The organism is Thermoplasmatales archaeon, from assembly GCA_026127925.1.
GTDB lineage: Archaea > Thermoplasmatota > Thermoplasmata > Thermoplasmatales > Thermoplasmataceae > JAKAYB01.
In genome coordinates, this window is the sequence record JAJSLM010000002.1 from 107,527 (window position 1) to 134,417 (window position 26,891).

At 40.3% G+C, this 26,891-nt stretch carries 31 protein-coding genes and 2 tRNA genes; 21 read left to right on the forward strand and 12 right to left on the reverse strand.

Annotation, left to right across the window (positions count from 1 at the left end; translation table 11 throughout):
• Nucleotides 1-244 precede the first annotated feature (244 nt).
• Genes LVQ96_02790 through sixA form a run of 5 tightly spaced genes read right to left on the reverse strand, consistent with a single transcriptional unit; the run spans nucleotide 245 to nucleotide 3,862 of the window.
• On the reverse strand, nucleotides 245-871 hold the full coding sequence (locus LVQ96_02790) for a hypothetical protein (protein MCW6170077.1): 627 nt from the start codon (nucleotides 869-871) through the stop codon (nucleotides 245-247).
• The gene (locus tag LVQ96_02795; protein ID MCW6170078.1) at nucleotides 861-1,493 is read right to left on the reverse strand and encodes a hypothetical protein; all 633 of its coding nucleotides are present in this window, start codon (nucleotides 1,491-1,493) and stop codon (nucleotides 861-863) included. The genes LVQ96_02790 and LVQ96_02795 overlap by 11 nt, the downstream gene beginning before the upstream one ends.
• Nucleotides 1,490-2,116: a dTMP kinase gene (tmk, locus tag LVQ96_02800; protein MCW6170079.1), complete on the reverse strand. Its 627-nt coding sequence runs from the start codon at nucleotides 2,114-2,116 to the stop codon at nucleotides 1,490-1,492. Before tmk ends, LVQ96_02795 begins: the two co-directional genes overlap by 4 nt.
• A complete protein-coding gene (locus LVQ96_02805; GenBank protein MCW6170080.1) occupies nucleotides 2,113-3,387 on the reverse strand; it encodes a Ppx/GppA family phosphatase in 1,275 nt (424 codons plus the stop codon). Before LVQ96_02805 ends, tmk begins: the two co-directional genes overlap by 4 nt.
• A 4-nt stretch (nucleotides 3,388-3,391) precedes the next feature.
• Nucleotides 3,392-3,862: a phosphohistidine phosphatase SixA gene (gene sixA, locus LVQ96_02810; protein MCW6170081.1), complete on the reverse strand. Its 471-nt coding sequence runs from the start codon at nucleotides 3,860-3,862 to the stop codon at nucleotides 3,392-3,394.
• Nucleotides 3,863-4,044: 182 nt separating this feature from the next.
• Here sixA and LVQ96_02815 point away from each other — a divergent pair, with 182 nt between their 5' ends.
• The 5 genes from LVQ96_02815 to LVQ96_02835 all read left to right on the forward strand — a co-directional run bounded on the left by LVQ96_02815 (nucleotide 4,045) and on the right by LVQ96_02835 (nucleotide 7,582).
• The gene (locus LVQ96_02815; protein MCW6170082.1) at nucleotides 4,045-4,665 is read left to right on the forward strand and encodes a helix-turn-helix domain-containing protein; all 621 of its coding nucleotides are present in this window, start codon (nucleotides 4,045-4,047) and stop codon (nucleotides 4,663-4,665) included.
• Nucleotides 4,666-4,727: 62 nt separating this feature from the next.
• Complete coding sequence (locus LVQ96_02820; GenBank protein MCW6170083.1) at nucleotides 4,728-4,913, forward strand: DUF1059 domain-containing protein; 186 nt, start codon at nucleotides 4,728-4,730, stop codon at nucleotides 4,911-4,913.
• Nucleotides 4,914-5,037: 124 nt separating this feature from the next.
• The gene (locus LVQ96_02825) at nucleotides 5,038-5,673 is read left to right on the forward strand and encodes a hypothetical protein (protein ID MCW6170084.1); all 636 of its coding nucleotides are present in this window, start codon (nucleotides 5,038-5,040) and stop codon (nucleotides 5,671-5,673) included.
• Nucleotides 5,670-6,764, forward strand: a complete 1,095-nt coding sequence (locus tag LVQ96_02830) for a hypothetical protein (GenBank protein ID MCW6170085.1) — start codon at nucleotides 5,670-5,672, stop codon at nucleotides 6,762-6,764. The genes LVQ96_02825 and LVQ96_02830 overlap by 4 nt, the downstream gene beginning before the upstream one ends.
• Nucleotides 6,761-7,582 carry a hypothetical protein gene (locus tag LVQ96_02835; GenBank protein ID MCW6170086.1) on the forward strand — a complete coding sequence of 274 codons (822 nt, stop codon included), beginning with the start codon at nucleotides 6,761-6,763 and terminating at the stop codon, nucleotides 7,580-7,582. The genes LVQ96_02830 and LVQ96_02835 overlap by 4 nt, the downstream gene beginning before the upstream one ends.
• Here the strand turns inward: LVQ96_02835 and LVQ96_02840 are convergent.
• Complete coding sequence (locus tag LVQ96_02840; GenBank protein ID MCW6170087.1) at nucleotides 7,579-8,358, reverse strand: hypothetical protein; 780 nt, start codon at nucleotides 8,356-8,358, stop codon at nucleotides 7,579-7,581. The genes LVQ96_02835 and LVQ96_02840 overlap by 4 nt on opposite strands.
• Before the next feature lie 323 nt (nucleotides 8,359-8,681).
• Between LVQ96_02840 and trxA the strand changes: the two genes are divergently transcribed.
• Both trxA and LVQ96_02850 read left to right on the forward strand, forming a co-directional pair.
• Entirely contained in the window at nucleotides 8,682-9,017 is a 336-nt protein-coding gene (gene trxA / locus LVQ96_02845; GenBank protein MCW6170088.1) for a thioredoxin, read from the forward strand.
• Complete coding sequence (locus LVQ96_02850) at nucleotides 8,993-9,667, forward strand: hypothetical protein (GenBank protein MCW6170089.1); 675 nt, start codon at nucleotides 8,993-8,995, stop codon at nucleotides 9,665-9,667. The genes trxA and LVQ96_02850 overlap by 25 nt, the downstream gene beginning before the upstream one ends.
• 25 nt (nucleotides 9,668-9,692) lie before the next feature.
• Here the strand turns inward: LVQ96_02850 and LVQ96_02855 are convergent, their stop codons facing one another.
• The gene (locus LVQ96_02855) at nucleotides 9,693-10,703 is read right to left on the reverse strand and encodes an aldo/keto reductase (protein MCW6170090.1); all 1,011 of its coding nucleotides are present in this window, start codon (nucleotides 10,701-10,703) and stop codon (nucleotides 9,693-9,695) included.
• Nucleotides 10,704-10,816: 113 nt separating this feature from the next.
• On the opposite strand from LVQ96_02855, the gene menC reads away from it, so the two are divergent.
• Nucleotides 10,817-11,905, forward strand: coding sequence for an o-succinylbenzoate synthase (gene menC / locus LVQ96_02860; protein MCW6170091.1), 1,089 nt, complete (start codon nucleotides 10,817-10,819; stop codon nucleotides 11,903-11,905).
• On the opposite strand, the gene gcvPB is transcribed toward menC, so the two are convergent.
• Complete coding sequence (gene gcvPB, locus LVQ96_02865; GenBank protein ID MCW6170092.1) at nucleotides 11,897-13,333, reverse strand: aminomethyl-transferring glycine dehydrogenase subunit GcvPB; 1,437 nt, start codon at nucleotides 13,331-13,333, stop codon at nucleotides 11,897-11,899. The genes menC and gcvPB overlap by 9 nt on opposite strands.
• On the reverse strand, nucleotides 13,333-14,670 hold the full coding sequence (gene gcvPA / locus LVQ96_02870; GenBank protein MCW6170093.1) for an aminomethyl-transferring glycine dehydrogenase subunit GcvPA: 1,338 nt from the start codon (nucleotides 14,668-14,670) through the stop codon (nucleotides 13,333-13,335). Before gcvPA ends, gcvPB begins: the two co-directional genes overlap by 1 nt.
• Before the next feature lie 169 nt (nucleotides 14,671-14,839).
• Between gcvPA and LVQ96_02875 the strand changes: the two genes are divergently transcribed.
• The 6 genes from LVQ96_02875 (at nucleotide 14,840) to LVQ96_02900 (ending at nucleotide 19,108) form a co-directional block, all read left to right on the forward strand.
• Nucleotides 14,840-15,817: an MFS transporter gene (locus LVQ96_02875; GenBank protein MCW6170094.1), complete on the forward strand. Its 978-nt coding sequence runs from the start codon at nucleotides 14,840-14,842 to the stop codon at nucleotides 15,815-15,817.
• 65 nt (nucleotides 15,818-15,882) lie between these two features.
• A complete protein-coding gene (locus LVQ96_02880; protein MCW6170095.1) occupies nucleotides 15,883-16,155 on the forward strand; it encodes a hypothetical protein in 273 nt (90 codons plus the stop codon).
• Complete coding sequence (locus tag LVQ96_02885) at nucleotides 16,148-17,203, forward strand: diphosphomevalonate decarboxylase (GenBank protein MCW6170096.1); 1,056 nt, start codon at nucleotides 16,148-16,150, stop codon at nucleotides 17,201-17,203. Before LVQ96_02880 ends, LVQ96_02885 begins: the two co-directional genes overlap by 8 nt.
• Nucleotides 17,204-17,312: 109 nt before the next feature.
• Nucleotides 17,313-17,477, forward strand: coding sequence for a preprotein translocase subunit Sec61beta (locus LVQ96_02890; protein MCW6170097.1), 165 nt, complete (start codon nucleotides 17,313-17,315; stop codon nucleotides 17,475-17,477).
• A gap of 130 nt (nucleotides 17,478-17,607) precedes the next feature.
• Nucleotides 17,608-17,682 (forward strand) — tRNA-Glu (locus LVQ96_02895).
• A 418-nt stretch (nucleotides 17,683-18,100) separates the two neighbouring features.
• Complete coding sequence (locus tag LVQ96_02900) at nucleotides 18,101-19,108, forward strand: hypothetical protein (GenBank protein ID MCW6170098.1); 1,008 nt, start codon at nucleotides 18,101-18,103, stop codon at nucleotides 19,106-19,108.
• Between the two features lie 231 nt (nucleotides 19,109-19,339).
• On the opposite strand, the gene LVQ96_02905 is transcribed toward LVQ96_02900, so the two are convergent.
• Nucleotides 19,340-19,615, reverse strand: coding sequence for a hypothetical protein (locus tag LVQ96_02905; protein MCW6170099.1), 276 nt, complete (start codon nucleotides 19,613-19,615; stop codon nucleotides 19,340-19,342).
• Between the two features lie 332 nt (nucleotides 19,616-19,947).
• Nucleotides 19,948-20,793 (reverse strand): SDR family oxidoreductase, encoded by an 846-nt coding sequence (locus LVQ96_02910; protein MCW6170100.1) that lies wholly within the window; start codon nucleotides 20,791-20,793, stop codon nucleotides 19,948-19,950.
• A 459-nt stretch (nucleotides 20,794-21,252) separates the two neighbouring features.
• Between LVQ96_02910 and LVQ96_02915 the strand changes: the two genes are divergently transcribed.
• The 5 genes from LVQ96_02915 to LVQ96_02935 are packed head-to-tail and all read left to right on the forward strand — an operon-like array spanning nucleotide 21,253 to nucleotide 24,877.
• Nucleotides 21,253-21,804, forward strand: coding sequence for a DUF973 family protein (locus tag LVQ96_02915; protein MCW6170101.1), 552 nt, complete (start codon nucleotides 21,253-21,255; stop codon nucleotides 21,802-21,804).
• Nucleotides 21,805-21,851: 47 nt separating this feature from the next.
• Nucleotides 21,852-22,121 carry a protein translocase SEC61 complex subunit gamma gene (locus LVQ96_02920; GenBank protein MCW6170102.1) on the forward strand — a complete coding sequence of 90 codons (270 nt, stop codon included), beginning with the start codon at nucleotides 21,852-21,854 and terminating at the stop codon, nucleotides 22,119-22,121.
• A gap of 13 nt (nucleotides 22,122-22,134) precedes the next feature.
• On the forward strand, nucleotides 22,135-23,001 hold the full coding sequence (locus tag LVQ96_02925; protein ID MCW6170103.1) for a transcription elongation factor Spt5: 867 nt from the start codon (nucleotides 22,135-22,137) through the stop codon (nucleotides 22,999-23,001).
• Nucleotides 23,002-23,006: 5 nt separating this feature from the next.
• Nucleotides 23,007-24,410 carry a hypothetical protein gene (locus LVQ96_02930; protein MCW6170104.1) on the forward strand — a complete coding sequence of 468 codons (1,404 nt, stop codon included), beginning with the start codon at nucleotides 23,007-23,009 and terminating at the stop codon, nucleotides 24,408-24,410.
• Nucleotides 24,411-24,412: 2 nt separating this feature from the next.
• Nucleotides 24,413-24,877 carry a DUF1947 domain-containing protein gene (locus LVQ96_02935; GenBank protein MCW6170105.1) on the forward strand — a complete coding sequence of 155 codons (465 nt, stop codon included), beginning with the start codon at nucleotides 24,413-24,415 and terminating at the stop codon, nucleotides 24,875-24,877.
• A gap of 169 nt (nucleotides 24,878-25,046) precedes the next feature.
• Here the strand turns inward: LVQ96_02935 and LVQ96_02940 are convergent.
• Nucleotides 25,047-25,119, reverse strand: a tRNA-Phe gene (locus LVQ96_02940).
• A 106-nt stretch (nucleotides 25,120-25,225) separates the two neighbouring features.
• Between LVQ96_02940 and LVQ96_02945 the strand changes: the two genes are divergently transcribed.
• Complete coding sequence (locus LVQ96_02945) at nucleotides 25,226-25,585, forward strand: nascent polypeptide-associated complex protein (protein MCW6170106.1); 360 nt, start codon at nucleotides 25,226-25,228, stop codon at nucleotides 25,583-25,585.
• On the forward strand, nucleotides 25,582-26,889 hold the full coding sequence (gene cca, locus LVQ96_02950; GenBank protein MCW6170107.1) for a CCA tRNA nucleotidyltransferase: 1,308 nt from the start codon (nucleotides 25,582-25,584) through the stop codon (nucleotides 26,887-26,889). Before LVQ96_02945 ends, cca begins: the two co-directional genes overlap by 4 nt.
• The last annotated feature ends 2 nt before the right edge of the window (nucleotides 26,890-26,891 follow it).

The window sequence follows — 26,891 nt, forward strand, 5'->3', positions numbered from 1 at the left end:
TGCCTGTATATGCCTTTTTCTTTAAAGCTTTTTTTATGAGCTTTCTTTTCCCCGAAGGAATGTCCAAAACGCCATAGTTTTACGGACAAATCTAAGAGGTTAGCAACTTTTTTCGAGATTTAAAGTATCCCTCAATTAGCATGTTGGAAAATAAGTAATCCATTATTTTTTAAAACTATAAAACAGGCAAACGTTTCCTTTTATAGCCCAAACAATAGAACACGAAATTACTGAAAAAATTATATCACGGTTCGATCTTAAAATAGAATTCCGAATGTTCAATTATATCCTTGAGCCCGTTGGCCGCTTCTTCAACTTGAAGCATGAATTTACCTTCATCAAGATTTTCTCTTCCTATTTTCTTTAAAGAGATCATATTTTCGTCCAGCTGTTCTCCAAGTTCTTTTGCAATATTCTTTAATACCGTCGCATCGTGATCTAGACTCTCTGAAATGAATCTAGATTTTCTTATAAGCTTCCGGTATAAGTGAAAATTCCTATCTGGCTTCATGAGGATATTGAGAATCCTGGTAAGCTCACTGAAAAGTAGCAACCTTGAGCCATAAAGCACCGGAAGGTAGTATACACGAAATGTCCTTTTTTTGCTCATCACAGGAGACAGCAACTGCTCCCTCTTACTGAGATCAGCTTTTGGATCCGTTAAGTCATAATTTCGGATCTCACCGAGAAGTTTCAAGATCTTGCCAGTTTCATGCACTACCCTGGCATTTTTATGAAGAGGATACAAGGTTTGCAGGACCGTAAAATATTTTCTGAGTTCGACACGTTCATCGTGGATTTTTTCCACAGTGTATTCATTGATAGAGAGGAAATTGCTCAACGCAGTGTTGGCATAATCTTCAGGCCTCAAGCTTACTCTCCACATATCTTATAAGTTCTAATCTAACATCTTCAAAATTGCTGTCAGTTATGATATATTTTTCTTTTGGAAAAGCTGTCTTAATAGTATTCTGAAAAACATTTATGTAATTTCTATATGATTCATAAACGTCCCATTTTGTGAGCACATCCATTCCAGCTTCTAGCGGATCCAGAAACCCCCTTTTTGATATTAGCCTCCTCATTATTTCATCAGGAGATGACACGAGTACAACCTTGATGTCAGGTTCAGGTAGTATCGATAGAACATCTGACATCCATGTGTCCTCTAGGCCCCTTGCAGCACCCCAGGTCTTAAGAGAAAGGGTGTAACCGTCTGCAATTGCCATAAAACCTGATTCCACGCCGGATCTTATTGAAAGTTCTACCTGATCAGCAAGATCCGTAACGTACGAGAGAAACAAGGTCCTTCTCCTGAATATCATCTCCTTTTTCATTTTTGTTATGCGTTCTCCGATGAGTTTGGACATTTGCAACCCAAAGGCCAATACTCCATAACCCTGACCTTCAAGATATTTTTTCAAATCCTGAGAGTGAATTGTTCTTCCGGAGCCATCTATTCCTTCTATTGAAATCAGTTTTCCTCTATTCATAAAATCCCTCGTATGTTACTCCTTATTTCCATTTGGACTTCTCTCGGTGTCCGTGTTCCATCGATAATCACGAAGTTATTTTCTTCAGCTATTTCATCATAAGTTTCTAGAATCATAGACTGATACTTTAAGAATCCATTTCTCTGGTCGAGATCCGGAAAAATATCATGGCCAGATTCTTGTGGGTTTATCTGCTGCCGTTGCGATTTTATTCTGCTATAGGCGACCTCAGGCTTCACCCGAATATAAAATGTAATGTCAGGTTTTGCTGCAAATGAATAAAGCTCTCTTATCCACTTACTATCCACACCTCTTGCCTTGTCTCTCGCATAGGCCGTGTAAATGTACCTATCTGCTATTATAACATATCCAATCCTCATTAGTGGCAAGACAAACTTTTCGTAACGATCACAAAAATCAGTGGCGTGTATCAAACTGAAAGTTATAGGAGTCAATAATTCCTTCTTCTTTGATTCTTTTATTATGTCATGTACCCATTCGGATGAATTCCATTCTGTAAGATAGGCATCTCTGGATTGGGCTATCCAGTCTCTCAACAAAGCGGATTGGCTGGATTTCCCAGAACCATCCATACCTTCAAACGCAAAAAGTTTCCCTTTCATATTGTCCTGCCCGAATAGTTTTTGCTCGTAATCGACTTCATCTCTTTAGCTGCCTGGAGCAAGTCGCGAGCAGAAAATTTGTCGCTAGCAAAATTCAGGATGTTTCTGTCAGGTTTCGATGTGGTGGAACCCAATATGGCCGCTACTATCAGGCTTTCCTCAGATGTGAATCCTGGCATAACGGAATGCTTGACAAAGTTGAAACCCATTTCATATGGGTTCAAGAAGCCGAACTCCTTTAGCGTTAGTGCAATAAAAGAAGAAGCGGCAAGATAAGGTGTGATTTTTCCGTATCTGGTCGAATCATCTGCTATGCTGTCGTAAATGGCGGGTGAGATGTGCAAATTGAGATTCAGGGCTATATTCTCAAGCCAGTCTCTTCTCAAGGTCTTTCGATCAATCTCAGTTCCAGTGAGGACTCCTTCGCGCATTCCGTATGATGACACCATTAATTCCTTTGATTCGGCATATTTCATGAATTCATCTATTACAACAGCCGCAACGTGTACAGTTGCGGATCGATCTTTGTTCACCCCAGAAATATTTCTTCTATCTTCTGGATCAATAGATAAAAGATGTCTAGCATGCTTTGAGATACGCTGAATGGGTAGTGAATATCCGTGGAATGATAGCAATGGGTATTTGCGAGAATTAAGATCTATTTTTGCCAGGGCCCTAACATTGCCGCCAGTTCCAACAATTTGTTTTCCTCGAGGCAGATATATATTTTCTAGTTGTTTTCTGATTTCTTTTCTAAGTTTCTTTTCATCCTTTTCAAACTTCTTGAGCTTAAGGGCACCCAGGCCATACAGTTTCACTTTTCCAATTCTGCCATTCTTAACGGTTGCAACTTCTAACGAACCGCCACCAAGATCAAATATCATGGCATCTTTTATTGGCAGGGTATTAATCGTCCCCAGAGCAGCGAATTTTCCCTCCTCTTCTCCGGAAACAACATTTATCTTTATGCCTGTTTCTGAAAGTATCTTATCAACGATATAATCTGAATTTGACGCATATCTGAAAGCACTGGTGCCAACAGCAACTGTATCTGAAATATTCTCTAATTGAACGATGCTTTGAAATCTGCTCAATGTAGAGATAGCATTATCGATTTTTTTCTCTGAGATCGCTGACCCACTTTCAACTCCGGCCCCAATTCGTACAAATTCTTTTACGGACCGCCTTATCTTGAATGTTTTGTTTTCATAGAAATCGTATGTACACAACCTGAATGAATTATATCCTGCATCAATTACTGCTTTAATCATACATCTATCTCTGAAGAACTTTCTGGTCTATGACAAGTTTGACTAGGCTCTCTCCGTCGGAAGGATTATAGCTCAATAGAACAAGGCTACCTTTGCTCGTTTCAATGTTCGCGCCAGTGATAGCTTTTAGTAGTTTAGAAATCAAAGGTTCATGCGAAACAACGAGGCAGGACAGGTTGTCAAATTCCTTGATTCTGTTTATAAACTCCAAGGGTTTTCTCCCCGGCTCCAGTTCCGGAATAGTCTCTATTTTTACATCGAGTTTCAGTTCATCGCAGATCACATCAGCCGACTGGTATGCTCTCAGGAAACGACTGGAAAATACCCTATCAACAGTAACATTAATGTCATCGAGCAACTCAGCAACGCGCTTCATTTGTTTGATTCCACGCTTTACCAGTTTTCTGGCCTCATCAGACTCACCCTCAACAGAGGGCTCAGAAGCACCGTGCCTCACGAAAATTAGAGTTATCACGTTAGTTTGATTTGCCAAATTGATTTAAACATTATGTATATAAAATATATTGTCTATAGTTTTTATGTAGCTTAGCCCTTATTATCAGTATTTCAGGCAACGAGGTTCTTGGAGCCAATTGTTAACCTTTTTTCCCAACAGACAGGATTAAGCTTTAATCCAAGAACTAAATACTTCATGCAGTGAAGAAGCACGGAGAAATCATCGAAACCTATGTTCGAGCCCTAGAACCAAATTGTCCCATCCTTACCCCATTGATTAATTCTAGATCGGAATTCGAGATAGAACAGCTCAATGCAGGGATTGAATCGACAAACCACCTTGTATGGATGGAGAAACTTACTGAAGGCTTGAGATCGGATCTCAAAAAAAATGCAACATTCGTAAAGGCAGTATCAAGGCACAATTTCTGGATAGAGGCTCACAGCTGCACAATTTGCAAGGTAATTTCAACGATACAAGCTATTCCAATTAGTGTCAAGCCATCAGATTCTGGTGGCCTCATTTACAAACTTTTTCTTCCAGACAGCAGACTTGTACCAAAGCTGGGAACCATGCTTGAAGACACTCGGGAAAAGTTCGTCGTGTACGAAGGAAATGATAACACTGCGGGAACAAGCTTGACAATGAGGCAAAGAGAATTGCTTCTGTTAGCGTTCAGGGAAGGTTATTTTGATTCTGATCGTAAGATAAGCCTCACAGATTTAGCTGAAAAAATAGGGATCTCCACGAAAACACTTCAGGAAACATTAAGGCGGGCTACTAAAAAGGTGGTTCAGGATTACGTTACTGAAAAATTATAAAAAAAGCACACATATGAGGTCATAAGTTGATATACTATTCCTAGATAAGTAGATTGATAAACATGACATATGTGTTTAAATGCAAGGATATAGGAATGAAAGACGCATTCGAAGTACAGGCTGACACAAAAGAAGAACTTCTGCCGGTTATACAGGCTCATGCCAAGGCATCTCATGGCATAAATGAAGTAACGCCAGATCTGTTGCAGAAAATAAATGCCGCAATAAAGAAAAAGGGAATGTTCTAAGCGGACAAACAGAGCATTATCATTCCCTAATTAATTATTTTATAAATTTATTTTAATTGAACTTTTTCATTTTTCAAAGATCAGTATTTTCGAAACAAAATTGATCGAGATAGAAAAATAATATATGAACAAAAGCAATCTGATGTCCATGACTGTGACACAGCAGGAAGTTTTAAGTTGGTTGTCTGGTGGGGACGAAAAATCTGGCAACCTTGTTGATGTACCCTGGAAGATACAGCAATTTCAAAAGTATGCTATTTTAGAAAATGACAAAGTACCATTTTCCGTGTACCTCATATTTGAAAATGATATTATGAGGATATTCCTGAAAACAGGCATAGAAACAGCTGTTCTCGAGAATCAGGAAAGGTTGAGCATTTACAGGACCCTCCTATTGCTCAACAGGCAGCTTGATCTAGTAAAATTCATGCTTGACGGGATGAATGAAGAGGTCGTCAGCAGAGTTGATCTTGAACTGGATGAACTCTCAAAAAATGAACTTAACGTGGGGTTGAGTACTCTTCTCTCTTCTCTTTATCTTATGGTAAAGGCCCTCAAACTTGAGGATGAGTTCCAGGCCGGTATTGTTGAGCGAATGGTTCTCATGGTAAAGGATATGCTGAAGCAGGGAAAGAGCAAAGATGATATAAAGCAATATCTTACAGAAAAGATGGGGTTAACAGCTGATCAGGCTCAGAGTGTTATTGACCAGATAGTAGGAAGCCAGGAAAAGAAAATGCCAGGTGAAATGTACGGATGAGTGAGAAGCAGAGCTTTTTAAAAATTTCAAGTATAGATGCCGTATCATCCGACGTGTCCTTGATCACCAAGATATTATCCCTTCAGCAAAAAACTCTAAAGAATGATAAAGGGGAGTCCGTGTATTATTATGGTATACTTGGTGACGAAACAGGAACGATCCAATTTACTGCTTGGACCTTTTCTTCATCTTTAAGGGCAGGAGATGTTATAGAGATTGAACACGCGTCTGCCAGAGAATATAACGGCACAATTCGCCTCAATATTGACGCGAGATCCCAAGTTGTAATGAAACCCGGAACGGATATTGAAGTTAAGAGATCATATTCAGAAAAAAAGATTAGGGATCTGAGTTTGAAAGAACCTTTTGTCACGGTCAAAGGAAAGATTTCAGGTGTCATCGAAAAGGAGAAGGAGAAGAATGGAGAAAAGATCACGCTCTATTATGGTAATCTTGAAGATGACACTGCAGTCATCAGAGTCACTTCTTTCAGCAGGAAACTGGAGGAAGGCGAGACAGTAAAGATAGTGGGAGCCAAAGTGTCTGAGTATAATGGACGACTACGCCTAACTATCAGCGATAAGACGCAGGTGGAGCATGCTGATCTTGACTTCAAGATTGGAATCAGACTGTCAAATATTTCGGACGTTAAATCTCCCATCAGCGGCGTTTCCATTGCTGCTGTTATAGTAAACATTGGACCGAAGAGCGGTATAATAAAACGATGCAAAACGTGCAACAGAAAAATTGACGATGACGCGTGTGAAGAGCATCCAAATGATGGTTTCTACAAAGACCTATTTGCGTATTTTACTGCCGAGGACGGGACAGGATACGTTCACTGTACCTCCGGTAAATCCCCTCTGGGCGGTGTCCTTGGTCTGACTCCTGATCCTCTGGAGACACAAAATATCACGACCAGCCAGGTGATCAAGAAGCTTAATGAAACGCTCCTTGTGAAACCGGTTATTATCAGTGGCGACTTTGTAAAAAATAATGATTCTATGGCATTTAGGGTCAGAACAATAAAGCAGATGTCCGAAGACGATTTAAGGATCGTGCAGATGTTTGAGGACGAGGAAATTATATGATCTCACAGAAGCGAGAAGTATCTAATTGGATTTTTGCCCTTGAACTTAGGGATTCAAAAGTAACAGAGAAAAATGATGAATGGGCAAATGCAAAGCCGGTTGTAATAACTCCACTTGGAACTAGGGTTAGGCGTGTCCTGATCAACGGGATCATATCCCAGAAAAGTGTCCAGGACGATATGGCAAAACTTACAATTTCAGATGGAACAGGTAACTTCTACCTCTCTGCTTTTAATAACGACTTCAACAGGCCTGGCAGGGATGAGCTCAATGAGTTTCAGATAAACGAATCGGTTATTGTCATGGGGCGTGTCAGTTCATTCGGAAATGAGGATAAGATATATTTCAGCATATCTCCTGAGTTGATTGAGAAGTCCGGCGATATAACGCAAAAATTCTGGAGTTCCAGGGCCAGATATATAGCTACACGAAAGATATACGCCATAAGAGAGGCGGGAAAGGAACCTGAATCAAGCCGCGAAGCGCTGATAGGCAAGGGATATTCTCCGTACGAAGCTGATTGCGCTCTGAGATCGTTGAAAAACTATCCGGATTACGATATTCAGAACTTTGAGCGTGTAATTGCTTCTTCACCTGCTCCCGAAAAGAAAGACGATGAAGAGCTGAGGATGAAGGAGGCAATAATTAACTACATAAAACAGAATGATGAAAATGGAAAGGGATGCAGGTATGAGGATATAGCTGCAGCCTCGAAACTTCTTGGATTCGAGGAGAATAAGGTAGACGAAATTCTCAACGAGCTTGGGTCCGATGGAGAAATTTACGAAGCATCGCTGAAACGATACAGAGTTATCTAAAAAATCTTTGCTGGAACATTCTCTGTTACACTCTTCTCCCTTGACAGGGTGTAATATGCTTTTTCTTTATCGTAATCCACAACTATAAATCCGAAATCAAAAAGTGATTCGAAGATTAAGGCACTGTTTTTTCTGAACAATGAGGATATATCCCGAGAATTCTTCTTCAATTCAACAAAATTGGATGGAATCCGAACACCAACCACATCACTAGAAACTGATAATTTAAGTGGATCTATTGACATGGGATCAATAATAAGATCTGGCGTCCTAGTCCTTATAGGGTTCATGGAGAGCCATCTTTCAGCGATAAAACGATCGGTTGGCAGGCCAAAGTTAAGCGAATCTTCCATGTTTCCGTAAAAGTTGCGCAGATATTTCCTGGATATTGCCCCGATCTTATGTATATTAAAATTCGCATTAAGTGACATTAATGGATCAAACGTCCACACTATCAGCCGGTAACCATTATTTTTGGCCCACTCTTCCTGAGCCTTTTTCAGCTTGAATCCGGTTCCATTGTATTTCTTCTCTTCGAGTACTCCCGTCATGTGAGAATACAGGTAGACCTGGTCATTTTTATATCCCGGAAAACTGAAATTTATTCCTATAACCTTGCCGTTTTCCTTCGCCATGAGAACAACACCGCCGTGGAATTTCATCGCGGTCAGTGTGTCTTTAACAAGTTGATCTGCATTTTGCATTCCCCATGCTGACTGAACAATTGGAAGTACATTCCTCAGCTCATCAGGATCGTTTACGATATCTATATTCACAGGAGAATATCGCCAATGACAATAAAATGTATTCTACGGTGCTGCAGGCTCATTGAAAATTTAAAGAAAAAAACTTCAAATAGAACAGGGTAAACAAAGCATCTATTTTTTATTTTCTCAGCAGAATACCAAGTGAGAAAACAATCTTTACAGTGTTAGTAAGAAAAATCTCCCCTCTACCTAATGCATCTCAAATAAATCAAGGAAAATTATCCAAGACGTCTTCAGTTCTAGGAGAAATTTATCATTTCAACTTTGTGCTGAAAGCATAATTAACTGAGCGATCGAAAAAGAATAAGTTTTATCATGCAATACCCTGAATCATGCAGAATAACGAAGACGGGAAAGTAACGGAATTAAGTGATCAAACCTTTGATGAATTTACAAAAACTCATAAATTCGTGGTGATTGATTTCTGGGCCGAATGGTGTGCCCCATGCCTGATTCTTTCGCCGGTAATCGATCAGCTTGCTGAGGAGATTTCTTCTGTCTCATTCGGAAAGCTAGATTCCCAAAACAATGAGAATACGGCAAATAAGTACAGCGTTATGAGTTTACCTACTATTATGCTTTTTAAAGACGGAAAGGAAGTCGACCAGGTAATCGGAGTAACTTCAAAAGGTAATCTGGAGAGATGGATCAAGAAAAATGTGGCGTGATCGTTATGGGGAATTTACTTCTTGGAATTAATGGTTTGAGCTATTCAAGTTTTATGGAATGCAATCCCAAGTTTCTTCTTTCGTTGTTCGGAGCTACATACCGCGGAGTTGTCCTGAACAGAGACTCCTTGCATCCGTCGCCTGCTTGGCTATCTGTACTAAAGATGAAAGATGTAACGGGCAACAGTTTCATTGCTGCATCAAATGACGAGTTGCCTCTTGTCATGGATACGAAATCAAAACTTGTTAACATACCAATAACCGATCCATCCCTTGGTCTCGCGAGCATGCATTATTCGGCGCAAGTGTCGGCAGAGAAAGAGATAGACGATGTGAAGCAGATGGTTTCTGAACTGTTGCCAGACAACAATGTTATCGCCTCAATAAATGCAATCGATCGCTTGATGTCCAATGGGGAACAGAACAAGTGTCATCTCTATGAACTTGTGGATTCTTCCATAAGGAGCATGACATCAAGGGCTGACGACTTCATAGTTTTCTCACCGTTTGGGGGTGGTGTGAAGAATGGTAAGTACGTTCGAGAGGTTCACGGAATATATATGGGTACGATAGATAGGCCTTCCGAATTCGAGACCATACGCCCCGCTAATGTTGGTGCGCTCTTTCGTGAACTGGCAAGTAAAAAATAGAATTATGGTTTATTAAATCAAGGTTTTACAGAATCCGGTCTCTTGTCTGTTGATCCTCTGCACGTTGATCATATGGATAAGTAACGCCCAGTTCACTTGCATTATTCAGTTCTCTTATCTGAGTCTCATTCAATGACCAGCCCGTTGATCCGAGATTATCCGCAAGTTGATCTATTGTTCTTACACCAATTATTGGAGAAGTTATGTCCTTATTGGAGAGGAGCCAGTTCAATGAAATCTGTGGAATCGATTTGCCAGTCTCCTGGCTTATTTTCTCCAGTACTGAAAGAACCCTTTCGGTTCTTTCATTATCGAATCTGCTATAATTCTCTGGAGCCGAAGAGTCCCCGATACGTGTACCCTTCGGTGCATTCCTAATACCGTTTCTGTATTTACCAGAAAGAATGCCTCCTGCAAGAGGACTCCATGGTAGCACGGCTATCTCATCCGCATGGGCCATTGGAAGAAGTTCGAACTCAACCGCCCTCGTAAGCAAGTTGTAATTTGGCTGTAAACTCACGGGTTCATTCCATCCATTCGATCGGCATATCTGCAACGCTTTTTCGAATTGCCAGGCCCTGAAGTTGCTGGCGCCAATGTACCTTGCCAGTCCATCTTCAACAATTGTATTCAGTGTTCTCAGAGTTTCCTCAAGAGGTGTAAGGGGATCCCATGCATGAATTTGAAGGAGATCTACGTAATCTGTGTTCAATCTCTGCAGGCTCTCCCTGATTGAATGAAGTATATGCTTCCTTGATAGGCCGACTCCGTTGGGGTGATCTGCTGTTCTGAACCTAACCTTTGTTGCAACAAATATCTCTTCCCTGTTGTTCTCTGCTAGCCATTTCCCTATTATCTGCTCGGAACGTCCCGAAGAATAAACGTTGGCTGTATCGATAAAATTGCCTTTTTCTTCGGCAAATTTTGTCATAATCTTCATGGCAGCGTCCTCATCAGTCTGCCATCCGAAAGTCATTGTTCCAAGGCACAACTCGCTGACCAGGGCTCCAGTCTTACCAAATCTTTTCATATTCATATTTTTTTATTACATTCACGCTTAAAAAAGTATCTAAGTCCGTCCATCATCCTGGCTCACTGTTCGATACTAAAGATGAAAAAGAATAATAGATACAATCTGTTAACATTTATATGGAACTAAATTGTTATCGTGTATCACTTCCATTAATTGTTCCGTTCACTACGAGCTTTGGAACACAAAAGTTTAGGGACGCATTGATTTTTGAACTTAACAAGGATGGCACAACTGCTTATTCTGAATCCGTCACGGAAGAATCTCCCGGCTATAGCTATGAGGATAATGAAACGGCAATTCATGTGATTAGGGATTTTCTGATAGAGAACATCAAGGACATTCCGGAACCGAAAGAGTTTCTTGAAAGGACAGGTTGGATCAAAGGCCACAACATGGCAAAGGGAGCATTAGAAATGCTGCTCTGGGACTATTATTCGAAAGAAGCCGGTATTCCGCTTTATAAATATATTGGAGACACAAAGGGAAGCGCAGAAGTCGGGGTTTCCATAGGGATGGACGAGTTGGAGTCGATGAAGGAGCGGGCAAGGGATGCTGTGAAGAAGGGATACAAAAGGATAAAGGTCAAGATCAGGAAAGGTATGGAAGAAAAGATCGTTTCATCTGTAAGATCTACTATTGGAGAATATCCAATGAGTGTTGACGCGAATACAGATTACACTCTCGATGACACGGACTCCCTTAAAGCTCTGGACAAATACAACCTCAAATATATCGAACAGCCTCTTTCCTATGATGATCTGATTGACCATTCATATCTTGCATCAAAAATCTCAACACCTATCTGCCTGGATGAATCGATAACCTCTTTTGACAAAGCAAGAAAGGCAATATCTATCAACGCATGCAAGGTTATAAATATAAAACCCGGCAGGGTCGCTGGATTTACAGAATCATTGAAGATAGCGAAATACTCGCACGATCATGGTATCCATGTTTGGATTGGAGGAATGCTGGAAACCGGCATTGGCCGGGCGTTTAATGTATCCCTCGCTTCAAGCCGGTTTATTGACTATCCCGGAGACACCTCGCCGAATGACAGATACTTCGAAAAGGATATTGTGAAGAATCCTTTTACAATGTCAGATGGATTGATCGAGCCAAACGATGCTCCTGGAATTGGCGTAGATGTGGATCACAGGTTCCTTGTTTCTGTCACGTCTGAACGTTTCAAGCTCCTAGAGTGACCATGTTATTTTCATGTCTCTCGCGGCTTTCACTTCATCAACCCTGCCAACAGCAAGATTCTTTGGGAGTTTAGAAATCTCGTCCTGCGACAGTTCCAGCCCGCTCACGAGTATTTCTGCGAAAACATCGAGATCCTTCTTAGATGCACTTTCTGTAGGCTCAATCATCATGGCTTCGTGTACGATCAGTGGGAAGTATATGGTTGGTGCGTGTATTCCATTATCGATGAGGAATTTAGCAAGATCCAATGCCCGCTTCCCAGTATTTTCAGTTGAGAGGACGAATTCATGTTTCTTGAGTTTTTCATACGGTATTTCAAACCTTTCAGAAAGTTTCTTCGCGAGATAATTGGAGTTGAGCACAGCTCTTTCCGATGCAGATTTAAGGCCATTTCCGCCCATATACTTTATGTAAGACCATGCCCTGAGCATTGTGTTGAAGGAACCGTAATAGGAGCCGACCTTGCCAATGGTTTTTTTTGCGGAGTAGTCCAGGAAGTAATTTTTCTCATTTTTAGAAACTGTTGGAACTGGGAGGAATTCTTTCAGGAATTTCTTGACCGCAATTGGGCCGGCACCGGGACCTCCACCTCCATGCGGCGTTCCAAAAGTTTTATGGAGGTTAAAGTGAACCACGTCAAAACCCATCTTTCCTGGCGATGTTACACCCATAATCGCATTCAAGTTTGCTCCGTCGTAATACAGAAGAGAGCCGTTTTCGTGAACCAACCTTGCTATTTCGACGATGTTATGTTCAAAGATTCCAAGTGTATTCGGGTTTGTAATCATGAGCGCAGCGGTTTTTTCCGTCAGTGCAAACTTCAGAGCATCCAGATCAACGGTGCCATCCTTTCCAGAAGGAATCTCCACAACGTCAAACCCTCCCATGCTTGCAGAGGCAGGATTTGTACCATGAGCCGAATCCGGTATTATGATTTCTCTCCGTTTTTCTAGTTCTCCAATATCCTTAAGATAGTTTCTTATTATCAAGACACCAGTAAATTCCCCATGAGCACCTGCCCTCGGTTGTAGAGTGATGGCATCCATGTCAGATATCTCCTTGAGATATTCCTGAAGTTCGTACATTATCTTCAGATATCCCTGAATTGTTGTTTCATCCTCTAGTGGGTGTCCAGAGGTAAGCCCCGGAAATGAAGAAAGCTTGTCAGCGAATTTCGGGTTGAACTTCATCGTGCATGATCCAAGCGGATAGATTCCCTGATCAACGGAATAGTTCATCTGGGAAAGCCGTGTAAAATGCCTGACGACATCATATTCAGCAACCTCTGGCAATTTGAGAGACTTTCTTTTCAATCCTTCCGGAATTAACATTTTAGATTCGCTCAGATAGCTTGGAAGCTTATAGTCGTTCAAGGAGGACATTTCTGATATAAGCGGTTCATCATACTTTGCTTGCTGATACGACATCAAAGCACCTCCAGAGTGTCAATTAGTTTTCCTATATGTTCCTTTGTGGTGCGCTCTGTTACCGAAAAGAAATGGGCATTGTTTATACTGTCGTACTTTTTATTTATTAATCTGGACATTTCAAGACCGCCAAGTATCATCTTTTTTGCAAGTTGTTGCTGAAGGCCATTCTGTTGTTTTTTAAAGCTTACGAGGACATCAGAAAATGGTACACCCGTTACTGTATTCGGATCTATAAGGTTGTGTTTAATCATCTGATTCTTCAGGTTTGATGAGGCGGAAACTGTTGCGTCTGCAATTTTTTTCAGTCCATTCTTTCCTACAATGGATAAATACGTGAGAGCAGTGAGGGCCATCAGAGCTTGATTTGTGCATATGTTACTTGTCGCTTTTGCCCTGCGTATGTGCTGTTCCCTGGTCTGTAACGTCATTACAAAAGCTCTTTTACCGTTTGTGTCCAAAGTCTCCCCGATAATTCTGCCCGGAGATCTCCTTACGTGTTCCTTCTTAAAGGAGAAAAGTCCTAGAAGGGGACCACCAAAATTTGGGTGTAATCCAAGCTGTTGTCCTTCGGACACCGCAATGTCTGTGCCATATTGGCCCGGTGGAATAACTGATCCCAGAGATATTGGATCATAATACGATATTAGTACCGAATCTTTCTTTATCTCCTGGATTCTGGGAATATTTTCATCAAGAATTCCATACGCGTTTGGAAGTTCACAGACAATGGCCGCTGTATTGTCTGTCATTTTTTCCTGGATATCATCCAGATTCACATATCCCCTGTTATGATCTAGGGAATATCTCACAAACTTCATGTCAAGGCCCTCCGTGTAGCTCTCAATAACTTTGACCTTGTCATCGTACATGTTTGCTGGAATCAGTACTTCCTTTTTTCCGTTAATCCTGAAAGCCATTCTTACTGCTTCGCCGAGCGCACTGTATCCATCGTACATGGACGAATTTGTCATATCCATTTCTGTTAGATCAGATACGATACTCTGATACTCAAACAGGGACTGAAGCATCCCCTGGGATATTTCCGCCTGATAGGGGGTATAGGAAGTTTCAAACTCGGATCTACCTACAATGGCATCAACTGAACTCGGTATAATTCGATCATAGATTCCGTTACCAAGGAAGTTATAATACTCATGGTTCCTGTTCAGATGTGAGATCAGGTTTGCTTCTCCTATCAACTCGTCTTCCGAAATCCCGTTTGGTATTCGAATGATTTTCCCTTTAATGCCTTCTGGAACATCGGCAAAAAGATCGTCAATGTCTCTAATACCAAGTAACTTCATCATTTCAGATTCTTCATTATTGGACATCATAATTTTCCCAGCGTATGTAATATCGCAAGTGTGTATTTATTTTAATGGCAAAGGATAAACCTGATATCTGCAATTTGTTAGCAACGGAAATTGAGGCAAATCTGCAGCCCTACGAAATCTGATCTCGACTAGGAAATTTATATAGTTTATAAAGTGATAAATATATTAAATGGTCAAAGATGGGCATTTAATGTTAATGAAAGAATACAATAAGTCACAGCTTTACAAGGGGAATTTCTTTAATTATTCCATCTATAGAATGATAAGTCTCACAAGTCTTGGCCCAGCATTCATAATTGCAAGTTTCATGCTGGCTTCAGGCTACCTACAGAGAGAATATCTGGGGATGATCAGCATTTTAATTCTTTTTATAGAGTTGGGTCTTGAGCCATTTTTTGGTTTTGCAATTGACAAATTTCCGAGAAAGGCAGTATTGAAATACTGCGCGATTGGCATGATTTCACTGGCTCTGGGCACTTTCTTTTTAGCCAGTATGTTAGGGTCAGGAAGCGTATTTGTTCTTCTGAGTTTACTAGTTTTCGGAGACGTCATTACGGGCGTTGTCTTTTCGGCTCAGAGAGCACTTCAACAATCTATCTCATCCGAATCGGAAATGGGGAGGAACAATGGGATAGCAGAAGTTACGAGTCAGATTCCACAGGCGATTGGCGCATTTCTAACGATCCCAATAATAATCTATGTCGGCTTTTTGGGGGCTATTGTATTCGCCATTGTCACATCTTTTCTGTCTATCTTGCTACTTTCCAGAATCAAAGAAGAAGTTAAGAAAAGCAAGCCAGCGAAAAATTCCCCAAAAATAACGTCCCGAGGTGGTTACAGAGCCACGCTCCATTTCATTAGAGAAAATATAACTTCCGTGATGTTCGTAACGACTCTAAATTTTGCCTTCGTTTGTCTTATGTCCGGTAACTACCTTACTCCTGTTTACATTTACAAACTCGGAGGTGGGGTTTCAGATCTTGCTATTGTGGAATCTCTCTATGCACTGTTCGCTATTTTTTCAGGTTTAATGGCACCCAAGTTTGCAAAATACAAGAGAAATCTTCCGTTGATCTGGATATTCATGGGAATCTTTGCCTTAGGGAACATATTAGCTTCCTTGGGGGCCCACTTTTATTCTTCATGATTTCGCAGCCCATATTTTTTGGCGTAGGTAATCCCTCTGTCAGGATACTCAGGAACACATTTGTAATGAACAGGATCCAACATGAGGTCTCTGGAAAATTTTTTGCAGGAATAAACATAATTTCCACAATTTCAAGAATATGCATGATGACATTTATGACGCTGGCCATAAACATCATTCCCATTGAACTATTGTGGAAAATAAACGGAATAACGGTAATCGCAGCGATTTCCTTGTCAGTTTACATGTCGATTAAAGTTAGTGAAGTGCGCAGGTTTGCGTCTTTAAAGGGCACTACACTTATAAATAAGAAATATCCAGCAGATATTCATGGATAAATGGCAAAGAAAATTCATATTTGAGGTACCGTTCATGTATCACTTGATTAAAGAAGACTCATTGGCATATTCTGAGGCAATTGCCTATCCAACAATTGGAATTATATTGCTGTCTGGGATATCAGACAAGAACAATAGAATCCCTTTGCACACCTCAGCTGGTATAGCTTATACCGGGCTTGATTCGGAAATTTTTACTGATACAATAGTATACTTAAATCATGGCAAACAGGAAGGTTTTCTTGATGGCAATCCTGTGGAATATTCTGATTCAAAAAGATCTCCTTTCACGATTATAAACAATCACAAGAGCAGTATTTTTGAGCATTTGAATCTCAGTTCAGAGAATATTAATGTGTCATTTCGATCAGATAATAGGAATATACTGAGCGGAAGTTCTGACGCCGGTGCAGCTGCAATCGGGGCTAACATAGTTCAGCTTTCTGGTGGGGTAGCTGATACAGAGAAATTTGAAAACGAATTAAGGGGTATTTCAGAAAGTGTAGGAAGAAGTTATCATGGTGGTTTGACTCTCACATGGTCATCTGGGAAAGAATGCTCAACTGAAGTGCTTCTTCCGCCAGAAAGTTTCAGAGATTATATCATCTTGGGGTGTAATTTCAGAGATCGGCGTAATCCATCGGACACAATTCATGAATCCGCTGTAAGACATCCTGCATACGCGGAACGTGTTAAAAGAACAAAAGAAAGAGCGAATACCCTTAAAAAATACTCAGAAGAAAAGGATATTAAGTCTATATTTGAACTTTCAATGAAAGACACGGATGATTACCACAACTTACTCGAACAAGTCAATGTTAGAGTTATAAATGACAGGATGCGAAAGCTGATGAACAAGGTCAGGGAATTGAGAACGGAGACGTGGATGACCTATATAATTACCGGAGGCAGCAATGTTTTCGTCCCGATTGAAAAAAAGGATCTAAAGACAGTATCGGAAAACCTAAGAGGAATGTGTGATAGCTTGATCCCGTTAAAAGTTGCAGGAAACGCTCATGTCATAGACTCTTCAATTAGCATAAAGTGAAGCGCGGTGAGCCGTCTGGGCATTAAAGTACTTCTTACATGTGGAATAAATCGTCCACAAGTCCGGTATAGAAAAATATTAATTGTTTGATTATCTTTACCTTTTAGAGATGGCAGAGAAAAAGAATGAAGGTTTTCAGTCCGGAGCTGGACTTATACGATACTTTGAGGAAGAGGAAATCAAAGGTCCGGCGCTAGATCCTAAACTTGTCATTTATATCGGGATCGCTATGGCCGTCATAGTTGAGTTGGCTAAGATATTCTGGCCAATATGAAGTATTTCTGCCAATAGTTTCGCTTCAATACATTTTTCTGAAAGAAAGATACCATCCAAATTAGTTTGAGATACAAGGCTTGATCTTCTCGCCGCAAAGAATTAAATTCAATTTGTCATTGCCCCTGTAAGCTCCGGTGGTGTAGTCCGGCCAAGCATAAGGGACTCTCAATTCCTCGACTCGGGTCCAAATCCCGACCGGAGCATTACAAAACTCACACAATGCACTTTCAGGGGAAAATCGCTTTATATAAACGAAATTGAACCTTTTAATTATTGGAAAAGAACACCAATACGAAAAATAGATACCTGAATTAGATCAGTTGATTCTCAAAAACAATCCAAGGAATTGTATTATGGATAGTTACCATGAAAATTCAGATGCATTGCAACACCGATACTTATAGATTGGGCATTGAAATCATCATTTCCACATCGAGGTTTAGAGCCGCAAAACATGAAGCTTGAAATTGTATTCGGACATAAGCTGCTTCGAGAATCTGCGGTTCCTATGGCTCAGCAGAGACCATGAAAAGAGGCAACGGAAATTAAATGGCACATCAATAGTTCGCTATATTTCATATAGCGACAAATCTATATCAAGGAGGTGAATCACGTGACGGAATGTCGTTTAATAAACTTTATGTTGTAGTAATAGTGATAGTGCTGGTAGCTGTTGCGATCGGGGGCGTTTTCATTATCAAGGATCATTTTCCTGGGCCATCATCCAAGAAAAGCTCTGCTCTCTCGTCCCCCGGGTACCTTAATATAACGGTGGACAAAACCATAAACGATAGTGCGTACGCTAATTTTTTAGCTGAAAGTTATTTGGATTCAGGTTTTAATTCATCGTACCTTAATTCCACAGGTCTGTTTCTAAACAAAACCAGAATGCTTTACAACTTGACTATAACTTACCACGGTATTGGAACTACCTATTTTGCCTGGCCTGATATACAAATACATACTACCGAAGGGAATGCCACAGAAGGGATTTTGGATGAGGATCCTGCTACGTTGCTGTTCGGGGCGAATGTTGGATATGTGGAATTGAGTAACAACCAGAGTATGTCTGGGCAAATTGCAGGTTATTTCAATACAACAGCCAGCGTGACATCCATCTCGGTTGAAAGTGCAGTTATACTTACAGGTGTGTCTAATGGATATGAATACAACCCAGATATCTCCGCAAGTACCTCTAAGATTCCAGGAGTCTCTTCATATCTTTCTGTACTTTCTCAGCACACAGGAGCTGAAACAGAATATCCGAACGTTACACTGGATGGCCATCAGATCGATACTGAAATAAGTGGATGGACTCCTGCGAGTGGTGTTGCTGTTACGCCACTGAACATATCAGATCCATTCAGCCATCATAACGGTTCTGTTCTTCTCATATATACCGGACAGACGATTACTGAAGATCTGAACGTTACTGATGGTAACAGTTCCTACTATTTTGTTCTTAATAGCGTAAGTGGAAATACAGGTGTGTCGTCTGTGAATAACCTCCCTCTTAGCACTGAAACCAGTGGGTATTTTGACATAACTGTGACTGTGGTTGGACCCAACTCTTCTTTCACTGGTCCACTGGTAATAAACTTTAATGGGAAAATGGTTTCAATTTCATAAACACATCTTTTCTTTCTTCTATATAAAATTCTTATTATCCATTTGCCGAACCCGTACAGCGGACTCCGTAATTATGAGTTACGTGTTTTTCAGGTACTCCAATTATTTGGTTTAGAATGAATTCTTTTCTGGAAAATCCGAAATAAAGACAACTACATCGATATACTTCCAGGAAAAATACATGAAGAAAAATGAGATCAAAAAAAGCTACAAAAATAAATGCAATGATGTTTAGAATAATCCTTTTTTGTAGACGTTTTTTACTTCAAAAGCCTGTATGTCCCATGTCGGGCCCAGTGATTTTGCAACTTCCATGAGGTGATTCAAAGAGTCCGCTTCCCATTTACATACAGCCATATTTTTTCCCTGACCAAGATCTATTTCAAGCAATTTAAGTCCAGATGGTAATTTCTTTTCTTTAGCCATCGAGGTTACTTTGTTAGCAAAATCCATAACTTTGTCTTTCTGGTCATCTTTCCAACTGTGCACTACAACTATTTCTGTCATATATAATCATTAATGAACAGTATTTAAATATATTTAATTAAACGTTATAAATTGTATATATATTATAAAAATTGATTCGATTAATCAAGGAGTAGTGTTTTCACTTTGTAGACATCGGCCTGATTTCCCGGAAAGTTTTGAATATTCACGTCAAAAATACTTGGGATGAGGACAGAAATGAATTGTTAACCTAGGAACGATAAAAAAAAATACGCCGCAAGCCATAATATAGGGGAACCTCAAACCCCCTCTTAAGAAGAAGGGACTTGTAATTCTACAGGACAAGGAATATTGTGGTCATTACCGTGTGAAAATAAGTGAATTGCTTGAGTTCACTTCTTTGCTTCGCGGATTAATTTCCATTCATCATCTGTCAGCATGTCGAGAAAGTTAAATTGACCGGCAAGCCAGAGGCCTTCCCCACCGTCGAATTTTATGATATCTCCATTTATGTAAGTGCACGCATCAGAAATGAGAAATATGGCCAGGTTTATCAGCTCTTGAAGCGAACCGAATGTACCCAAAGGAACCCTTTTCAATAAAATGTCTCTTATCTCTTTCGTAGGCGCGAGATGAGACATTGCACCTTCGGTCGGAACGATGCCGGGGGCTATAGCTATGTGCCTTATGCCGTATTTGCCCCACTCAGCGGCAAGAGATTCAGTAAGTGCTAAAACTCCAGACTTGCCAATTGCAGACGGAACTACATAAGCCGAACCAGTTTGTCCGTATATTGTAGAAATATTAATGATCGTACCTCGCTGCTTTTTCTCTATCCACCTCTTTCCAAGGTCCATTGTCAGGTTTATAGTTCCATTGAGAACTATTCCTATGACAGAATTGAATGCGTTGAGTGAAAGCCTCTCGGTTTTGCTAATAAAATTTCCAGCAGCATTATTGACCAGAGTGTTAATTTCTCCAAACTGCTCCAAAAAATAATTCACAGAATATTTTACCTGTTCCGCATCACGGATGTCGCATCTTGAGTATATCGCGTCTATTCCCAGATCATGCATATCGTCTATTGTTTCTTTTAGAACATCCTCTCTGCGTCCTACAATCGCAACCTTTGCTCCAAGTTGTCCAATCCCGATTCCTATCTCTCTTCCGAGACCTGTCCCTCCGCCACTGATAAGTACTTTTTTTCCTTCCAGTATTTTATCTTTGAATATGTCCATGCAATTGAATGTTTTCAGCCGATAAGATTCTTTGCCTGGTAGGACACCAAGACGTTGTTTTAAGCAACATTAACATAAAGCAAAAATGTTGCTATTGCTTCACGCACATGGAAAGTGAGGTGCTATTTTACAAGCACCTTATTAGAATGAGGTCCAGATATGTTGCCTACTCCACGTAAAACAGGAAGATAATGTCTGACTAACTGACGTTTATGAAAATATCAAGTCACAAATGATTTCAATTTCAGATCATTCAAATATTTGAGACCTGTTTGATGAACTGCATGTCGATCACGCTATCTTAATTTATTTGCTTTGTGTGGTGGCTCTCACGTGTTAAAATGTGCAGTCTATCAGTTAATTTTAAGGAACATTACATTTGTCGGAATTTCTTGAAATTTACGGATACGTATTATCCACGCGATCATTTATATAAATCCAGCAGATAAACAAATTGTTATGAATCAAGAATTCCACGACGAAAACAAGCCGCCCTTCCCGGACTCCTTTTTTGAGGGTCTGGATAAGATAAAGCTAGCTGCATTGGTTCTAATAATAGGTACATTATTATCGCTGGTATCTCTATTTGTTCCAGCAGTAGCAATTGTAGCGGCGATATTAGTTATTATAATTGTATGGGTTGAGCTCATTGGTGGTTTCAGGCTTCTTAAGGAAAGCAATGCTGATTACGGTATAGGACTAACTGGTGCATACGGATTGATCGTAGCTGCCATAATTCTTTTTATCGGCGGAATATCCGTATTTGTTCTTCCCCCATTTGGTTTACTGGTCGTAATCCTGGGCGCTGTTTTAGGGATCCTTGCTGGTATACTTGTTGCTATAGGCTTATTCAGGATCGGAAGCAAAAATGGAAGTGGATTGATGGAAGTCGGGGCAGTTTTGGTGATATTTATTTCATTTATAGGTTGGATCCTTGTTTATGTATCTATAGGCGAGATTAAGAACAAAGCTAATAAGAGAAATGCTGAACAGTCGTTCAAAAGCCAGTAGTTAAAAATATAGAATTAAATATAATATTTATCAAAAATTATCCTTTATTGGAAAAAAGCTTTATTGTTAATTATCCTTTACTCTTTAGAGATATAATGACTGTTGACGACAAATTATTGGAGGTACAGGAGAAAATCGAGAGAAAGGTAGGAGGAATAGGAAGAGGAAAATATTCTCGTGTACTTAAAATGGCTAAAAAACCAAATAGAGAAGAGTACGTTAAGGTTGTTCTGATTACCGGGATCGGAATAATATTGCTGGGTGTTGTTGGTTTTGTCATTTATCTGATAATGGGTGTTTATATTCACCTACCTTAGGGGTAGAATAAAAATGGAAAATCAGGTTGAATTTGTAGATATTAATAGTAATGATTCTTCTGTAGGATGTGGTAAGACTGTAGAGGTACCTGTAATCCTAAGAGAGAGCCAGATAAAAAGAAAATTCGAAATAACTCTGTCGGTAGATTTCAATCAGGTGGATAAGTTGGTTGAGTGGTTCGTATCCGTTCAGGATCAGAAAAATAAATCCATAAGCGTTTCTCCAATGGATAAGAAAGACCTAACCGTTGAGGTTGAGCTCGACGAAGGTGAGAGCAGGAAGGTAGTTTTTTCAATAACAACCCCAAAAGGAGGATACATAGGGGATTTGGCAGCGTTTACCATTTCTGTAAAATCGGAAGACGGTCTTCTTTCAGCAACAAAATTACTTAAACTAACTCTTGCACCTATGATAATAGCTATGAAGACAACTGTTGGAAACGAATTACCAGTTTCTGTTGATCTTGAAAGGAAAAGTAACAGAGATATGGAGGAGAGGCGAATGAATGATCCTAATGCTATCAACGAGGTACTTTCCATTCTATCTCCCTATGAAGTGAAGGGTTATGTTTTTGCAGAAGTCATGCACCCCGATAGGGTAAGCTATATTGCAAAAGGAATAAAGGGATTCAAAGGTGTGGTAACAGGTAACATCGATATAGAAGAGATTGCGCATTATCTCATTCCTAAACCTGCGGTGTCTGGTCTTGAACTTGGCGCATTTGTTGAGCTGATAGATGGACCGTTTAAGGGTGAAAAGGCGAAGATAATGTCCATAGACTCAAATAAAGAGGAAGTTACAGTACAACTTGTAGAATCTATGGTCCCAATTCCAGTGACAGTAAAGGCAGAAGCAATAAGAATGCTTGATGTAAAGTAATCATTATGAGACTGAAGTCACCTTCAAAGGAGAGTCAGAAAACATTTCAGGAACATCTCAGGAAACTGTTCGAAAATCCTGAAGTTATAATTCCTCATTGCATAGATGGAGGATTATTTTGTCCATTCACTTCTTATGAGAAGAAATTATCCTCATCAAAATCCAATTTCGAGAAATTCTCGAAATCCGCGGATCAATTTCTTTCTGGTATGGCGGAATCTTATAAGGTTGTCAACTCAGATGCCCTGCCTCTCCTAGGGATGATAAAGACGCAGTTTGGATCTGTTGAATTTGCAAAGAGGGGAGACACTGATGAAAACGTACTTGCGGGGATACAGCACTATGATGATCCATTGTGGCGAATGATGGCTCACTACACACTCTCTAAATCAAAAGGTGTCAGAATTTATTCCTCAACTAATTATTTTCTAGCGTCATGTAAGAACACTTCTCCCGGAAAGGATTTCTTTCTTGATGCGCTTAAGGATGAAGGCATAGACGTTACGGTTGCTGATAATACGATAACAGTCGGTACAACGGGCAACAGTATGACTGTGACCCACCTGAATTCCGTTAACTTTAAGATTTTCGAGAACTCAAACCATAACACAATGATGGCTCTGCTGAGGCATGAACTTACACCGGACATATGGGCTGATTTTAAGTTCTCCTTCGATTATCTTCAGGATCAGGTTTCGGAAACTCAAACAGATCTTCTGGAATCCTACTCACAGGGTAGAATAAATGACAGAGAAGTCATTAAGTTGATTAGTGAATTCCGAGAAAAGGAAGCGATCAAGAAAGGGGCTTTTATGGTGGGTTCTGAAGTTTATCCTGGGCCAGAAGAATTCGTGAATGCGCACGATTTTATTTACGTTGATAAGAGCGTTATTATTCAGTGCTTAAAGGAATATGGAAAGGGAATAAGGATGGATACATTTTCCGAGCGTAAGGTCCTTGATGTGCTTTGGCCTGGCTTTAAAACGGAGATTCTAAAATCCATATTCCCTTCAGAACCGGATTCTTTTTTGAACTCCGCCAAAGGATCTCCGACGGAACAGATTATAGCACTTAAAGGCAGGCTAAAGGTCGACGAACTTAAAATCTCTGCAGAGGGTACAACTAGAGATTCTGCGTTTCTAGTCGATATCTTGAAAAATTATTTCAGTTACGGCAAAGACAGGACAATCCGCAATTTTGAAAAATCACTGGGGGAGTCTGTTACCAGGAAAGCTATTTTCCTGGCATTTCTAGACAGTGTCGGCGAAAGGAGGAACAGAGAATGGCAGTTCACTGAAACTGAAACCGATCTTGCTCAGAAAATTTCTCCGCATATAAAGAATATTTTAAAGGCTGGCCCGGATCACGCAACCGAAGAGATAGAGAAAATAAAAGCTTACGTTAGATAAACATGGCAAGACATTTTGTTTCAAAGAAGGAACAGAAAGTAGTCAGGGATCAACTTCTCTCCATGGGAATAGATCTTGGCGATCGCAGCGTTGAGCTCGATCAGCGCAAAGATTCCAGATGTTATTTTGTTGGGGGTAAACCATATATCTACGTATCGGACAGGTATATTCCGACAATATTTCTGCTTAATGACATCAGACCTAAAGGCAATGTCGTCGTGGTCGATGATGGTGCTGTTTCTCACGTGATCAATGGTGCCAACGTATTCTGTAAAGGCATAACACAGTTTTCGGGCAGCATAAAGAAGGGAGATACTGTTTTTGTCACCGATCTCCGAGGAAATTTCATAGCAGTAGGATTGGCCGCTGTGTCATCTGAAGACTTCTCCAAGTCAAACCCCGGAGAAGCAGTTCAGACTATTCATTATCCAGGAGATAAGATCATTAAAGAATTTTATGCCATTTGAAATATCAAGCTTTGTTAGTCATTTATTGGGGTTGATTTCATTTTTATTAGCACAAGAGATTTGTGCGTGCACCTTATTAATCAGCGGGGAATTTTCCCAACTAACAGGCATCGATTCGCAAATAAAGGTGGAAGGCAATAAGGCAAGCACATTTTCCGGAAAAAAGGTATGCCGTGAGCCGGGATTGAACCAGCGACCTCCAGATCTTCAGTCTGGCGCTCTCCCAACTGAGCTATCACGGCCTTCGTTTAGGATATGTTAGCGTTATTTAACACTTCCATTGATATTTGGTGTTAAAAGAAACAGGGCGAACGATATTTATTATATGTAGCTATTAGCCTTACTTATATGATACCTGGCGGAATGAACTCAAAAGAAGTAAAGAGAATGATGGCACAAATGGGCATTAAATCTACAGAAATGCCTGACGTAAAAACAGTCATTTTAAAGGGTACAAATAAGGACTACTCAATAACCAATGCTCAGGTTACTATGATAGAAGCGCAGGGTGTTAAGACCTTTCAGATACTCGGAAATTTTAAGGAGATAGCCAAAACAGATACCGAAAAACAAGTTGTAGGATTCCCGGAGGAGGATGTAAGTTTGGTTATGGAGCAGACGTCCTCGTCACGGGAAAAGGCAATAGAAGCACTCAAGAAAAACGACGGAGAACCTGCAAGAGCTATACTGGACCTAATGCAAAAATGATCAACAGAGAAGAAATTCTAAGGCGATGGAAGCCCGATGAAGCAGAGAAAAAGAAATTACATGATATTTCCAACGATTTGATAGCAAAAATTAAAAAGATACTTCTGAGAGAGAAGATCGATGCCGAACCGTTGGTCGTTGGTTCTGTTGCGAAGCATACAAATGTCAAGGGTGGAGATATAGATATTTTCATTGTATTCAGCAGGAGTTATTCCGAGAAAGACATCGGAAAACTGGGCCTGAAGATCGGACATGAGGTGCTTGTGGATGGAAGGGAAAAATATGCAGAGCATCCATACGTTTCTGGAACAATTGACGGGGTAAAAATTGACCTTGTGCCATGCCTGAGGATAGAGAAAAATTCAAAGATTATAAGTTCTGTAGACAGAACTCCTTTGCATACTCAGTATGTCCTGGAAAATTTAGCAAAAAATCAGGCGGATGAAGTCCTTCTCCTGAAGGCTTTCATGAAATCTGTGGGCGTCTATGGGTCTGAAATCAAGGTTTCCGGATTTTCAGGTTACATATGTGAACTTCTCGTCATTCATCTTGGTACATTTGAGAATGTGATCCAGATGTTTGCAACAAGCAGGGGAAGAATACTGATTCCAGAAGATGTGGAAAATGAGAAGAAGTTTTTGTCTCCTGTTGTGATAATAGATCCGATAGATGTTAACAGAAATGCATCTGCTGCTGTCAGCCTCGAAAACCTTTCGAAGATGAAGATAGAATCAAGATTATTTCTTCAAGATCAATCCATGAAATTTTTCAGTGGTCCCTTACCTGTTAAACCATCGCAGTACAGGGATCGGGGGGCATTCATGAGAATTTTCAGGCTCCAGAGACCAGATCTCGTAGATGACATAATATATAGCCAGGCAAATAGATTTCAGCAACAACTCACGGACCTTTTATCCTCGAAAGGCTTTTATCCGGTTTCATCAGAACTTTCTGTTTCCGCTGAATTTATAGATGTAGCAATTGAGACAAAACTTGTCGACCTTCCAGGAACAAGGGTACACATGGGCCCCCCGGTTGACGATGAGCGGGCCAAAGATTACATAGCACGATGGTCAAACAACAATGCGTTAAGAGGGCCATATGTCTTAGGAGATCGCCTTGCCGTGGATGTTTCAGTAGAACCGAGAACTCTGGAGGAAACAGTTAGGTTGGAACTGCCAAGGCTCAACATAGGCAAACATCTAAATCCACTGAAGAAAAAATTGATCATCATTGACCCGTCAAAGACAAAAGCCAGATATGAGGTACTGGGAAAATTTTACTCAAGAAAAATTTTGATTTGATG

Bases quoted from the DNA above. Each gene is read 5' to 3' on its own strand.
- LVQ96_02900 (MCW6170098.1), top strand. From the start codon at position 18,101: ATGTCGTTTAATAAACTTTATGTTGTAGTAATAGTGATAGTGCTGGTA.
- LVQ96_02890 (MCW6170097.1), top strand. From the start codon at position 17,313: ATGGCAGAGAAAAAGAATGAAGGTTTTCAGTCCGGAGCTGGACTTATA.
- LVQ96_02945 (MCW6170106.1), top strand. From the start codon at position 25,226: ATGATACCTGGCGGAATGAACTCAAAAGAAGTAAAGAGAATGATGGCA.
- LVQ96_02875 (MCW6170094.1), top strand. From the start codon at position 14,840: ATGGTCAAAGATGGGCATTTAATGTTAATGAAAGAATACAATAAGTCA.
- LVQ96_02885 (MCW6170096.1), top strand. From the start codon at position 16,148: ATGGATAAATGGCAAAGAAAATTCATATTTGAGGTACCGTTCATGTAT.
- LVQ96_02835 (MCW6170086.1), top strand. From the start codon at position 6,761: ATGATCTCACAGAAGCGAGAAGTATCTAATTGGATTTTTGCCCTTGAA.
- LVQ96_02820 (MCW6170083.1), top strand. From the start codon at position 4,728: ATGACATATGTGTTTAAATGCAAGGATATAGGAATGAAAGACGCATTC.
- LVQ96_02825 (MCW6170084.1), top strand. From the start codon at position 5,038: ATGAACAAAAGCAATCTGATGTCCATGACTGTGACACAGCAGGAAGTT.
- LVQ96_02795 (MCW6170078.1), bottom strand. From the start codon at position 1,493: ATGAATAGAGGAAAACTGATTTCAATAGAAGGAATAGATGGCTCCGGA.
- LVQ96_02855 (MCW6170090.1), bottom strand. From the start codon at position 10,703: ATGAATATGAAAAGATTTGGTAAGACTGGAGCCCTGGTCAGCGAGTTG.
- LVQ96_02935 (MCW6170105.1), top strand. From the start codon at position 24,413: ATGGCAAGACATTTTGTTTCAAAGAAGGAACAGAAAGTAGTCAGGGAT.
- LVQ96_02850 (MCW6170089.1), top strand. From the start codon at position 8,993: ATGGATCAAGAAAAATGTGGCGTGATCGTTATGGGGAATTTACTTCTT.
- LVQ96_02930 (MCW6170104.1), top strand. From the start codon at position 23,007: ATGAGACTGAAGTCACCTTCAAAGGAGAGTCAGAAAACATTTCAGGAA.
- gcvPB (MCW6170092.1), bottom strand. From the start codon at position 13,333: ATGTCGTATCAGCAAGCAAAGTATGATGAACCGCTTATATCAGAAATG.
- LVQ96_02805 (MCW6170080.1), bottom strand. From the start codon at position 3,387: ATGATTAAAGCAGTAATTGATGCAGGATATAATTCATTCAGGTTGTGT.
- LVQ96_02925 (MCW6170103.1), top strand. From the start codon at position 22,135: ATGGAAAATCAGGTTGAATTTGTAGATATTAATAGTAATGATTCTTCT.
- tmk (MCW6170079.1), bottom strand. From the start codon at position 2,116: ATGAAAGGGAAACTTTTTGCGTTTGAAGGTATGGATGGTTCTGGGAAA.
- LVQ96_02880 (MCW6170095.1), top strand. From the start codon at position 15,883: ATGAACAGGATCCAACATGAGGTCTCTGGAAAATTTTTTGCAGGAATA.
- menC (MCW6170091.1), top strand. From the start codon at position 10,817: ATGGAACTAAATTGTTATCGTGTATCACTTCCATTAATTGTTCCGTTC.
- LVQ96_02910 (MCW6170100.1), bottom strand. From the start codon at position 20,793: ATGGACATATTCAAAGATAAAATACTGGAAGGAAAAAAAGTACTTATC.
- LVQ96_02915 (MCW6170101.1), top strand. From the start codon at position 21,253: ATGAATCAAGAATTCCACGACGAAAACAAGCCGCCCTTCCCGGACTCC.
- gcvPA (MCW6170093.1), bottom strand. From the start codon at position 14,670: ATGATGTCCAATAATGAAGAATCTGAAATGATGAAGTTACTTGGTATT.
- cca (MCW6170107.1), top strand. From the start codon at position 25,582: ATGATCAACAGAGAAGAAATTCTAAGGCGATGGAAGCCCGATGAAGCA.
- LVQ96_02905 (MCW6170099.1), bottom strand. From the start codon at position 19,615: ATGACAGAAATAGTTGTAGTGCACAGTTGGAAAGATGACCAGAAAGAC.
- LVQ96_02830 (MCW6170085.1), top strand. From the start codon at position 5,670: ATGAGTGAGAAGCAGAGCTTTTTAAAAATTTCAAGTATAGATGCCGTA.
- trxA (MCW6170088.1), top strand. From the start codon at position 8,682: ATGCAGAATAACGAAGACGGGAAAGTAACGGAATTAAGTGATCAAACC.